At 53.9% G+C, this 10,194-nt stretch carries 15 protein-coding genes; 2 read left to right on the forward strand and 13 right to left on the reverse strand.

Features of this window, described 5'->3' with window-relative positions; translation table 11 throughout:
• Positions 1-15 precede the first annotated feature (15 nt).
• The 5 genes from B9Y55_RS06385 to B9Y55_RS06405 are packed head-to-tail and all read right to left on the reverse strand — an operon-like array spanning position 16 to position 4,906.
• Positions 16-1,131, reverse strand: a complete 1,116-nt coding sequence (locus B9Y55_RS06385) for a pyridoxal phosphate-dependent aminotransferase (protein ID WP_085544533.1) — start codon at positions 1,129-1,131, stop codon at positions 16-18.
• Positions 1,128-2,036 (reverse strand): adenosylcobinamide-phosphate synthase CbiB, encoded by a 909-nt coding sequence (gene cbiB / locus B9Y55_RS06390; protein ID WP_085544534.1) that lies wholly within the window; start codon positions 2,034-2,036, stop codon positions 1,128-1,130. The genes B9Y55_RS06385 and cbiB overlap by 4 nt, the downstream gene beginning before the upstream one ends.
• Positions 2,033-2,884, reverse strand: a complete 852-nt coding sequence (locus B9Y55_RS06395; protein ID WP_085544535.1) for a GHMP family kinase ATP-binding protein — start codon at positions 2,882-2,884, stop codon at positions 2,033-2,035. The genes cbiB and B9Y55_RS06395 overlap by 4 nt, the downstream gene beginning before the upstream one ends.
• Entirely contained in the window at positions 2,881-4,356 is a 1,476-nt protein-coding gene (locus B9Y55_RS06400) for a cobyric acid synthase (protein ID WP_085544536.1), read from the reverse strand. The genes B9Y55_RS06395 and B9Y55_RS06400 overlap by 4 nt, the downstream gene beginning before the upstream one ends.
• 13 nt (positions 4,357-4,369) lie before the next feature.
• Positions 4,370-4,906: a hypothetical protein gene (locus B9Y55_RS06405; RefSeq protein WP_085544537.1), complete on the reverse strand. Its 537-nt coding sequence runs from the start codon at positions 4,904-4,906 to the stop codon at positions 4,370-4,372.
• A gap of 251 nt (positions 4,907-5,157) precedes the next feature.
• Here B9Y55_RS06405 and B9Y55_RS06410 point away from each other — a divergent pair, with 251 nt between their 5' ends.
• Together B9Y55_RS06410 and B9Y55_RS06415 are read left to right on the forward strand one after the other, a co-directional pair.
• Positions 5,158-5,397 carry a hypothetical protein gene (locus B9Y55_RS06410; protein WP_159448262.1) on the forward strand — a complete coding sequence of 80 codons (240 nt, stop codon included), beginning with the start codon at positions 5,158-5,160 and terminating at the stop codon, positions 5,395-5,397.
• The gene (locus tag B9Y55_RS06415) at positions 5,394-5,873 is read left to right on the forward strand and encodes a hypothetical protein (protein ID WP_085544539.1); all 480 of its coding nucleotides are present in this window, start codon (positions 5,394-5,396) and stop codon (positions 5,871-5,873) included. The genes B9Y55_RS06410 and B9Y55_RS06415 overlap by 4 nt, the downstream gene beginning before the upstream one ends.
• Before the next feature lie 191 nt (positions 5,874-6,064).
• Here the strand turns inward: B9Y55_RS06415 and B9Y55_RS06420 are convergent, their stop codons facing one another.
• The 8 genes from B9Y55_RS06420 to B9Y55_RS13230 all read right to left on the reverse strand — a co-directional run.
• Positions 6,065-6,376 carry a phage holin family protein gene (locus B9Y55_RS06420; protein ID WP_234986160.1) on the reverse strand — a complete coding sequence of 104 codons (312 nt, stop codon included), beginning with the start codon at positions 6,374-6,376 and terminating at the stop codon, positions 6,065-6,067.
• A 271-nt stretch (positions 6,377-6,647) separates the two neighbouring features.
• Positions 6,648-6,956, reverse strand: coding sequence for a hypothetical protein (locus B9Y55_RS06430; RefSeq protein WP_085544541.1), 309 nt, complete (start codon positions 6,954-6,956; stop codon positions 6,648-6,650).
• Positions 6,935-7,162 (reverse strand): hypothetical protein, encoded by a 228-nt coding sequence (locus tag B9Y55_RS06435; protein WP_085544542.1) that lies wholly within the window; start codon positions 7,160-7,162, stop codon positions 6,935-6,937. The genes B9Y55_RS06430 and B9Y55_RS06435 overlap by 22 nt, the downstream gene beginning before the upstream one ends.
• Positions 7,153-7,683, reverse strand: coding sequence for an N-acetylmuramoyl-L-alanine amidase family protein (locus B9Y55_RS06440; protein ID WP_085544543.1), 531 nt, complete (start codon positions 7,681-7,683; stop codon positions 7,153-7,155). The genes B9Y55_RS06435 and B9Y55_RS06440 overlap by 10 nt, the downstream gene beginning before the upstream one ends.
• A gap of 316 nt (positions 7,684-7,999) precedes the next feature.
• Positions 8,000-8,989, reverse strand: a complete 990-nt coding sequence (locus B9Y55_RS06450; protein WP_085544545.1) for a phage late control D family protein — start codon at positions 8,987-8,989, stop codon at positions 8,000-8,002.
• Positions 8,980-9,186, reverse strand: a complete 207-nt coding sequence (locus tag B9Y55_RS06455; protein ID WP_085544546.1) for a tail protein X — start codon at positions 9,184-9,186, stop codon at positions 8,980-8,982. Before B9Y55_RS06455 ends, B9Y55_RS06450 begins: the two co-directional genes overlap by 10 nt.
• The gene (locus B9Y55_RS06460; protein WP_200806639.1) at positions 9,183-9,596 is read right to left on the reverse strand and encodes a phage tail protein; all 414 of its coding nucleotides are present in this window, start codon (positions 9,594-9,596) and stop codon (positions 9,183-9,185) included. The genes B9Y55_RS06455 and B9Y55_RS06460 overlap by 4 nt, the downstream gene beginning before the upstream one ends.
• Positions 9,583-10,194, reverse strand: a 612-nt coding sequence (locus B9Y55_RS13230; protein WP_159448263.1) for a hypothetical protein, incomplete at its 5' end; no start/stop codon positions are given. The genes B9Y55_RS13230 and B9Y55_RS06460, both read right to left, overlap by 14 nt.

A 10,194-nucleotide genomic window follows, 5' to 3' on the forward strand; every position in this document is an offset into this window, starting at 1 on the left:
TTATCTCTCCTCCGTCTATCTCGATCGCCTCTCATTCGCAAAAAACGAGGATATAGCCCCTAAAAGGACGTCGTCTACGTCCCTGGTCTTTACCCCTATCCTAAAAAAGCCCTCTAAGCCAAAGGAACGACAGTCCCTGACCAGTATGTTCTTGCCTTTAAGGTAGGCCATTATCTCGTCGGACCTGGGATGGTGACACAGCACGAAGTTGGCCTCGCCAGGTATAACGGTTATGCCCATACCCTTGAGGGAATCGAAAAGCCGAGCCTTCTCCGCCCTTAGATCCCGCCACTGCTCCCGATAGTACCCCTCCTTATCGAGCACCGCCATACCTACCGACTGAGCCTGTGCCCCGACGCTCCAGTCGGGCTGGACCGAGCTCATAGCCTTTATGGCCTCGTCGGATCCGAGAGCGTAGCCGAGCCGGACCCCTGGAAGGCCGTAGTCTTTGGTCATAGACCGGAGCAGTATCAGCCTCCTGGAGCTCAAAAACCTCTCCAGCCTAGGTGGGTCGGCCATAAAGTTCCTGTAGGCCTCGTCCACGACCAAAATAGTGGGCCCAAGGGAACAGCACTCGATAAGCCGACCTATCTGATCCTCCCTGGCGGTATAGCCGGTGGGATTATTGGGGCTGCATAGCCATAAAATCGTAGGAGGGTCGGAGGCTATACGGTCGCAGAGCAGGGTATCCATATCAGGAGCACCCCAGAGCATAGACCGAGAAAAATCCCACATAGAGATCTCCGCCCCCATGGCGATAGAGGGAGCTGCGTACTCGCCGTAAGCCGGAGCCACCACCGAGGCCTTTCTGCCGGCCTTGAGGTAGGCCATTGCGACCAGCCATATGGCCTGGGAGGCTCCGTTGGTCACTATGACCGACGATGGCTCCACGCCGTTTAAGCTGGCAAGTCGGTCCCTCAAGGCCCCGGAATATCGGTCAGGATAGACCCTTAGCTCCGACGATAGGGCCGCTTGGAGAACCTCTTCGTGTGAAGGAAAGGGATTTATGGATACGCTGAAATCGACGATATCCTCGACCTTGAGTCCTTTAGACGCTATCTCCTGGTAGTCCACTCCACCGTGAACCACAGGGAGAAGGTTCCTTACGTAAGAAACAGGTAGAGGCCTCATCTCATACCTACGATCAACGCGAATCCAAAGGCGACGGTGGCTAATTGAGCCACCGAGACGACCTTCATGGAAAGGTATAGATCCTCGACGTCAGGATCTCCGTCACCTCCGGGGATAGAGTAGCAGCCCCTTTTCGTCAAGGTAATCCCCAAAGCACCTGCTATAGCCGCCATAGGCCATCCGGCGTTAGGGCTCTCGGTGGCCCGGTGAAATCTGAAGGAAGAACGGATAGCTCCCCTCCAGTCGACCTCCGAGGACCATGCACCGACGACCAGGAGCAAAGCGGACAGCCTGGCGGGCAGTATGTTAAAGAGGTCGTCCAGCAAGGCGGAGGCCTTTCCACCTAACTCAAAGTCACCGTGCCTGTACCCAACCATAGAGTCACAGGTATTTACAAATCGATACGCCAAAGCTCCAGGAAGGCCGAAGAGGCTGTAGGCTAAAATAGGGCCAACCCACCCGTCGGAGAGATTCTCCGACAGAGACTCCACCGCCGCCCCGGCGACCTCCTGAGAGGAGAGATCGGAGGTATCCCTGCTGACCAAGTGCCAGGCCAGCTTTCCCCTCGCCTGGGCGAGGTCTCCAGCGACCAGGGCGACGTACACCTCTCTCCCTGCGTCTAAAAGGCCGCTAGCGGACATAGTCCCTTTGAGAAACCACACCGAAAAGACGAAAGACACAGGCCACCACAGCAGTGACACCAAAGGACCTAGCAGGGCGAAAAACATCGTCCCCGAGGCAACCATAAAGGCTCCATAAAGGAAAAGCCCTTTGGAAGGACGTCGATTCCACGCAAATTCGATGAACTTGCCCATCCAGCAAACAGGATGAAGTTCCTCAGGTGGCTCCCCTATAAGCCGGTCCACCAATACAGCCAAAATCAAGACGATTAAAGTTTGAATCATAGTTCAACCTCCAGTAGACGAACCCCTCCTGATACCATGGGAACGTAGAAAGGATCCCCTAGCTCAGGAGGCCACAAAAGAGACTCCCCTTTGAGACGTTCCTTTTGGAAGATAGCTCCGGAGAGGGTACCGCTGTGGGCTGTCACTATACCTAACGCTCCGTTTGAGAGGGCAGCCTCCAAAATCGACTCAAGGTCATCTTTGCGGAGTATAGATTGATTTGCCAAAGCGCTCTCCGTAGCGGCAACGGCGAACAAAGGCCAGTTTCGGTCGTGCAGACCTTTTTCCAGATCGGCTAAAATACGGTCGTAATCCCTGTCAGGACGAGAATACACCCTCTCGTTGAAGGACACCGTATCGACCTCCCCTCCAGGATCGAAAACCGCCAACATCAGATCAGGGACGGGCCCTAGATAGCGATGGCGGGAAAATCTACGGTGATCCATAAGGACAAGGCCCTCCCAGGCCAGGCTATCGGAGGGCTCCACCGCCACAGCTATCTCGGTGGCCTCTTCAGGAGGTAAAGGCCGACCTAGACAGGCGGCCAAACCGTAGAGAGAGGCCAGAATATCGGCGGTACTGCTGGCGTAACCTCTAGCCCCGACCAGCTGGGTCTCCTGACGAAGGTAGATATCCATAGCCTCCCCCCACAGGTCTAACGCCACCTTCAGAGCCCTCTCGGTCTTGGACATATGTCCAGGCACGAAAAACCTTCCATCTCCAGGGCTGGCGGAGATCTCCACTTTGGACCACAGGCCGACAGGGCAGGATATCAGCTGAGAGACCCCCTCTGGCCATCCCTGAAAGAGCTCTCCACAGGTGCCAGGACAGCAGGCAACCGCCCTCATAGCCCCAATATAGCCTCCAGGGCCTTCATATCCATATGCTCCTCCATGTGATCCGCCAGTCGATCGAAAGCCCTTTCCCTGAGTTCCCTTAGGGACAGGGCCTCACCGGAAGGAGACCAGCCGAGAGACGCCAACCAGGCTCTCCTGAACTCGGGAAGGTCGAAAACACCGTGGAGGTAGGTTCCCCATATCCTGCCAGAGGGATCGGACGCTCCGTCGGGACCTTCGGATAGGTTAAAAATCGGCATCGCCGAGGTGGTCCGCCCCATATGGATTTCGTATCCCTCGACTGTCATACCTTTAAAAGGTAAAAGAGCCTCCGCCGGGGAGATTACCTGCCCCCTGGACCGGACGGTCCTTTTTTCTCCGCAAAAATCGGTTATCCCGTCCAGAAGCCCCATACCTGGAACCTGGGACTCCTGGCTCTCCACGTTTTCGGGGTCCCTGATCCATCGTCCCATCATCTGAAATCCTCCGCAAACCCCTACCACCGAGGTCCCTCGAGACGCCAGATCCTTTATGGCCCTCTCTAAACCGTTGTCCCTCATCCACATAAGGTCGGCCACGGTGCTCTTGCTCCCCGGGAGGATGACACAGTCAGGATGGCCCAGCTCGGCGGAACTACGGACGAATCGGACCCCTACGTCGGCCTCGACAGCGAGGGCATCCATATCGTCGTAGTTGGACGTTCTGGGATAGCCGATAACCGCCAGATCGAGACTGCCTTGGGATATACGGCTATTTCCCTCCAGAAAAACCGAGTCCTCCTGGGCTATTTCCAGCCGATCGAGGTAGGGAATAAGCCCTAAGGTCGGGCGGCCTGTTAAATCCCGTAGCATCTCCAGCCCCGAGCCTATAAGCGCCGGGTCGCCTCGAAACTTGTTGATCAAAAAGCCCTTCACCAACGACTTTTCCTCCTCCTCCAACAGGGCCATAGTGCCGTAAAGGGATGCAAATACACCTCCTCTGTCGATATCGCCGACCAGTAGGACCGGGGATTGGAGGTAAGTCGCCACCCTCATATTCACTATATCGTTGGCCTTAAGGTTTATCTCCGCAGGACTGCCGGCGCCCTCCACCACCAAAAGATCAAACCTGCTTCTGAGATCGTCGAGAGCCTGGGTCACGTGACCCCAAAGCTCTTTTTTCCTGTCGTGGTAATCCAAGGCGGAGAGGCTATTCATAGGCTTTCCCATGACCACCACCTGAGACCTGGAATGGCCCTCAGGCTTTAGGAGCACAGGGTTCATCTCCACCGAAGGCTCCAGACCTGCCGCTCTGGCCTGGTCCACCTGAGCCCTTCCCATCTCCTTTCCGTCGAGGGTGACGTAGGAATTCAGGGCCATATTCTGAGCCTTAAAAGGGGCTACCGATATTCCCTTTCGAGCGAAAATCCGGCACAGACCGGTTGCGAGGACGCTCTTACCTACATCCGACGAGGTGCCCTGAAGCATTATAGATCTTGATTTCATTCACAAGCCTCCCTTACCTTCCGGCCCTGGTGGCAATATACTCCTCAACCACCTTGCCGTCGTGAACAAGCCTCACTCTGTTGATCTGTCTACGACTGGAGAGCCATCTAAATCTCTCACGGGCTTCTCTTTCGTCGCAACAGTCCCGACCGGCCAGCCCCCACCACCTCTCGCCGCTGGGGTAACCTCTCCACTCCGCCAGAAGGGGCTCCTGATAACAGACCGACCAACGAAAGTCGGACCACAGAGCGGGAATCCTGTATCTCTGCCTGGCCTTCCCCGGTATGACCAAAAGGACGCTCAGCTCGTCTTTGAACCTGGTGGCGGAGCCGTTGAAAAGCACCCCCTCATGGGAATCCTGAAAGGAGAAACTGTCCCCGTCCTTTCGGATACCCATGGACAGACACCATTTCCTCATCCTATCGAGTATCTGATCCAAAGACCTATCGCCACCGAGGGAGGCCAGCTCTTTAAGAGCGGTCTCCCTGTCCATAACGTAATCCCCTCGTTTATCCATAATGCAAAGCCTATGAAGACCGGACAGGTCCATATTCTCACCTCTTCCACCGTTATACACCGAGATTGTACATTATGTCAGGCCGATAGGCACTTGCCCTTTCACCGGACCATCGTGGTATATTTTAGATGCGGAACGGAAAATACCACGAAAGGGAGTGACTAGAGATGACAAAGCCCTGTAAGGTCAAGGTTTTCGTGGAGTCCCCTAAGGCCGGTGCAGGCTGATGCACCTTGCCCTACAGAGGAGAGGAAAGGGAATCCTACCCCGGGGCAAAGAGCAGGATGCTCACAGGAAACCTGATAGTGAAGGTGAAGGATAGATTTAAAGACGCCGTAGACCTGAACGTCTACGACCCTAGGTCACCTTTTTGGATATGGGATGTAATAAGGTTCTCCGTAAAGGGAGGAGAGCCAGCGTGGATAGTGGAGGGAGAGCTTCTCTTTAAAGGGGTTCCCTCTTGGGAAGATCTGGAAAAAGCTCTTGAGGATCAAATCAAAAAAAGAAAAGGCGTGATTAAATGAAGAAAATATATCTGTGTTTAGCTTTTTGCGCTCTGTCCCTAGTTTTTATGGCCACCATCGCCACAGCGGCAAAACCGATCCCGCCGGAGATAAAAAGCTTCATCATAAAATTCTCCGACCAGTACGGAAACGCTATGGAGACGTTATCGAAGGACCTGGAGAAAGCCCAGACCCCTGATCAGATGGCATCGGCCCTTAACTCCTACTCGGACAAACTGGAGCCTATGATGGCGGAGATGGTGGCTATGGAGAAAAAGTATCCCGAGTTTTTTGAGGGAACCGACGAAGACGATTACGCCGTTGATTCAGACATAGAGAAAGCCAGCGACAGAATGGACCAGAAGGCCGAGGGAATGATGGAGTCCATGGGGAAGGTGTTCACCCACGCCGACCACCCAGCGGTACAGGCAGCCCTTGAGAGACTTGGAAAAGTCATGGGCGAGGAAGAGGAAGAGGAAGAGGAAGAGGAACTCTAAGGTAAACAACAGCCGTCGGGGTCTGCGACGATCCCGACGGCTACGAAAAGGCTTATGGTGGAGGCGCGGACCACAGAATAAGCTCTAACTGCAAGGATTTACAGATTTCAGAGACACTATGGAGACAAAAACACACTCTAGAGCCTAAAAGCAAGCCCATCCTAAAATTAAATAATGCAAGAGCTAAGGCGTTATTTTGCTTTTCTCTCCAGCCATTTTAGCAGAAGCTCCTGCCCATAGTCCAGTATCTGCCCTGCCGAGTACCCTGCCATAGCTATAATCGCTGAGCTGGTCCATGGAGAGAGTCGAAGACCGCGGCAGAAACAGGCCATTACCAACCCCACGAATCCAGCGACGATCATCCCGGATAAGAATTCTCCCCACGAAAACGGTTCAGACCGGTGAAGCCGGATAAACCGAACCAGAGATCCTGCCATAGCCATCAGGGTGGGTGGCAAGAGAACCGCCAGATACTGGTGCAACGAGTCAAAGAAATCATCCACAGGGCTACCTCCTTAATGAGACCTTCCTATCATTACCCCAACAGCAAGAGCTCCGACACTCCAAAGGACAGTGTTCTTACGCTCTTGCCGTATCTGACCCTTCCACTCGTCTCGCTCCTCGTTGAGTTCCGCCTTGAGTTCCAGTAGCCTTACGTTCGTCTCAGCCCTCATGTCGAGAACCGTCTGATGCCACACATCCCGCTCCTGCCGGTACGTCTGCACAGAGAAGAGTAAGTCTCGCCCGTCTTGCTCAGTCATCCAGTACCCCGGCTCAGTCGTCACATATCCCTTGGGGACGTATTTGACTGCGCCGGAAGCTGGCAAGCTCGTTATTGAGACCATCAGCAACACCGTCAGGAGGCAGCGCAAACACCTCTTCCTTGACCTGCTCACGTATAAACACCACCTTCTTCTTGGCCTGTTCCTCCAGCTCTTTGATCTGCCGAGAGAGATTTTCTATAACGGCGTCGGTCTCCACTACCGCCGGAGGAGGATCTATCTTCCCCCACACCACCCAGACGCAACCTGCCATCAACGCTGCCAGACAACAACACCACGCTATCCATCCTTTTCTGGACATGTTTTCGTTCCTACCCCCTTCACTGCCTCAACCGTCGAGGTCCCGTAATATGCCGCTAAGACGAGCCCCCCAAACCACTGGAGAAGATCTTTCAGGTTCATGGGAAGATCCTGTCCCGTCCAAAGGCTCCAGAGAATGGAGAGCCCTACCAACCCGGCAGCGAAGATAGCCAGCGGTTTTCGAAGCGGCCATTTCGCTACACCCACTCCATCACCCCCTGAGCAATCGCCTTTGCTATCCTTCTGCGACCGTGAGTAGTCTCCAGGTGATCCCGCCGATTTTCCGGGTTCGAGATAAACGCTGCCTCTACGAGCACCGCAGGCATGGAGGTGCCTCGAAGGACTCCCAGATCTCCACGGGGCTTTATTCCTCGATCTCGAAGCCCAGGGATATCACGCAGAGCCCCCCAGATATGACCGGCGAGATCCCTGCCTCTAGCCGATCCGGGGAAAATCAGGAGCTCCATGCCGTGAGCCTGTGGAGAGCTGGCAGCGTTGCAATGAATAGAAAGAAACAGGTCAGCTTTCCACGTGTTTGCTAGTCGACATCGATCGCCAATCGTGATGAAGACGTCCGTTTCTCTGGTCATCAGGACACTGTGTCCTCCATCCACCAGTTCATCCCGCAAAAAAAGCGAGATGGCCAACGCCACCTCGCTCTCTCGAAGCTGTCCTCCTACGGCCCCTGGGTCTTTGCCACCATGTCCAGGATCTATGGCTATCCTCATCAGATCATCCCCTTAAAATCACTTGCGTCACCTGCATAGTGCGGATAAAGCACAAAGTGCAGAAACGTCGCCAATCGATACGGCCAGGGCATAAAAAAAGCCAAGCCGATTTCAGCTACGAAACCGGCCTGGCAAATTATCTTAATATGGCCTGGCGACGCCTCCGGCCAACGCCATGTCCACCTGGGTACCTTCACCGGCCCCAACTTCCCCCAGGAGAAAGTAAAGGAAAGGCGGCATCCTAGCAGGAAGGCCGCTAGATAGTGGGCTGCCTCGTGAACCAGAATCGGCAGCAGTCCCCATAGCAAAACCAAGATCATGCCCCTCCCTCGCAATCAAGCTGGGTAACATATCCGCTGCGCCCATCCAAATGATGCTTCGCCGTAACTATCGACCAAGTCCCATCTACACCACTACGAAAGCCAGATAGCGACACCTTAGACTCAGCCCTAAGCCTAGGATTCCCTGGTAGGGACAAAGAGAGCTTAGAACCTCCTCGCTTGCCAGCGATTTGTTCCCCTGATGCGTACTGCCTCGCAGTAGATTCATCGGGGAACACATGTATCAATCGACGGACAGGCTCACCTTGGCCGATTCGAACCTCAACATCCTCCCCTGTTTTAACATCTCGGAAAGTCGCCACCACAGCGGACGAGACACCTCTTTTGCCTAGTGTCACTTGCCATCTAGTAACCTGCTTGGGAGAGATCGATATGGTTGGCAGCGGAGCTCCGCCAACGCTCTGTCCACTGCCTTTGGGAACCACAACTAGTCGACCCTCCACCGGCTTTGCGGTCGCATCATACCTGTATGCTATTCTCGTCAAGAAGGCGATATCCGACTCGTTGACCTGATCGTTATGACCAACCTGATTCCTCGCTAAGTCACTAGATACAGCAGCTTTAAGTCCATGTTCTCCCGCGATGGTGGCCACCAATGCCCCGAAAGTCATATCCTCCCAGCTCCTGGTCTTTTGGCTTTGTATCTGAGACTGCCCGCCGTGACTAGCATCAAAAGCAGCTGCCTTTGCCTTTAGCCTCACAACCGGAGGAGGGCTGGCAAGCACCACTTCGTCCACAACAAAAAGTCCCATCCTTACGCCCGAAATGGTTGCCACTAACTCAGCCCCTGTAGAGGGTAACTTTATGCCAGGGTCATGGTCAGACAGGGCGACCTCCAGGGTATCAGACTCCATCCCAGCAGAGTCCGATATGTCCAGGGATATGAGCCTGCTCTCGATTAACTTTGTAATATCAGCGTTGTTTGCGACAAGAGACCACGGCACGCTAAGTTCGCTCAATCCCATAACGAAACCTCCTTTCGAGACTCTGGGACCACTATGTCTGGTAAGACCACGGCTAATCCCCTCGGCAATACAGGGCCATAGTCGGCTAATCCCTGATTAGTCTCTAAAACTACCTCCAAGGCGCCTGATTGTTCCCCATAATGCTGCCAACAAACCCAGTCTAAAGAGTCTCCAGCCCTTGTCCTGTAAACAATCATCCCTGCCTCCCATCGTCAATATAGACAATTTCAAGATCAAACTCTATTTTTCGAGGTACGCCACCGGCTAGATAGTCGCTTGTCCTTTCTTCGACTCGGCGTATGACCCACCTCCCATAAATATGACCTAAAGAGTCTATAAGTAGCATCGGCGCACCCTCGATAGCGACCTGCCTCATAGACTGAACCTGCCCAAGCCCACCTCTGTAATGTGGATATATGACACCTGGCAGCTTGATAGTTTCTTCGCCTGGCCCCATGAATTGGTATCCAGGCCGATTATCTATGATATCTTGCCTTGCCCAGCGATATTCAGCTAGCCTTGTCAGTTTTTGGTACGCAGCAGTCTCAATCCCGAAGGTGTAGTCTCCCAGCTTAAGCATTACTCTTTTTGCTTTAGAATCCGGCACGGTCGTACAATACCCCCCCTCTGTTCTCCTTCTCCTCCAGTCGTCTTATCACTTCCTCGGCAATTTCCTCCGGCGATTGCCCCGCCACAGAATGTATTGCGATACTGTTATGTTGAGTCACTGCGACAGATTTAGTGGTGTTGTTTACTATCTGCTCTGCTCTAGATATAGTCGCAACTGCATCAGCAGAAGGAGGAGGGGAAGCCGAGGGGAAAGATAGCCCATTGCCAGTAAGATCGATTCCCTCCATAGCCACTCCAAGAGTATTTTGAGCATATGTTTTTGCCTCAGACTCCCTGCTTTCTCTATGGGCTTTCTCTTCAGGCGTCTCTTGCTTATTGTTATTGCCAAAGACGGACATGATTTTTCCCACAGCACCTCTAAGCCAATCGACCTTGCCCTCTATCCAGCCCCAGACGCTGCCAAAAGCTGCTTTTACTTTGTCTAGTAGACCATTAAAAAAGCTTGGCAGACCTTCCCAAACTCCTTTGAGCCCTTCCATGATTGAAGATCCATTCGGGAGGCTGTCCCACAGGCCGGTCCAGGTACCCTTCACTCCGCCCCAGAGATCTCCGAACCAGCCGGTTATGCCGCTCCA

Origin of the sequence: Dethiosulfovibrio salsuginis (genome assembly GCF_900177735.1) — a bacterium.
Taxonomy (GTDB): Bacteria; Synergistota; Synergistia; order Synergistales; family Dethiosulfovibrionaceae; genus Dethiosulfovibrio; species Dethiosulfovibrio salsuginis.

What these genes read in the sequence shown, in the direction of transcription:
- B9Y55_RS06430 (WP_085544541.1), bottom strand. Translation starts at nt 6,956, where the DNA reads ATGTCCAGAAAAGGATGGATAGCGTGGTGTTGTTGTCTGGCAGCGTTG.
- B9Y55_RS06400 (WP_085544536.1), bottom strand. Translation starts at nt 4,356, where the DNA reads ATGAAATCAAGATCTATAATGCTTCAGGGCACCTCGTCGGATGTAGGT.
- B9Y55_RS06415 (WP_085544539.1), top strand. Translation starts at nt 5,394, where the DNA reads ATGAAGAAAATATATCTGTGTTTAGCTTTTTGCGCTCTGTCCCTAGTT.
- B9Y55_RS06385 (WP_085544533.1), bottom strand. Translation starts at nt 1,131, where the DNA reads ATGAGGCCTCTACCTGTTTCTTACGTAAGGAACCTTCTCCCTGTGGTT.
- B9Y55_RS06440 (WP_085544543.1), bottom strand. Translation starts at nt 7,683, where the DNA reads ATGAGGATAGCCATAGATCCTGGACATGGTGGCAAAGACCCAGGGGCC.
- B9Y55_RS06395 (WP_085544535.1), bottom strand. Translation starts at nt 2,884, where the DNA reads ATGAGGGCGGTTGCCTGCTGTCCTGGCACCTGTGGAGAGCTCTTTCAG.
- B9Y55_RS06405 (WP_085544537.1), bottom strand. Translation starts at nt 4,906, where the DNA reads ATGGACCTGTCCGGTCTTCATAGGCTTTGCATTATGGATAAACGAGGG.
- cbiB (WP_085544534.1), bottom strand. Translation starts at nt 2,036, where the DNA reads ATGATTCAAACTTTAATCGTCTTGATTTTGGCTGTATTGGTGGACCGG.
- B9Y55_RS06455 (WP_085544546.1), bottom strand. Translation starts at nt 9,186, where the DNA reads ATGATTGTTTACAGGACAAGGGCTGGAGACTCTTTAGACTGGGTTTGT.
- B9Y55_RS06410 (WP_159448262.1), top strand. Translation starts at nt 5,158, where the DNA reads ATGCTCACAGGAAACCTGATAGTGAAGGTGAAGGATAGATTTAAAGAC.
- B9Y55_RS06450 (WP_085544545.1), bottom strand. Translation starts at nt 8,989, where the DNA reads ATGGGATTGAGCGAACTTAGCGTGCCGTGGTCTCTTGTCGCAAACAAC.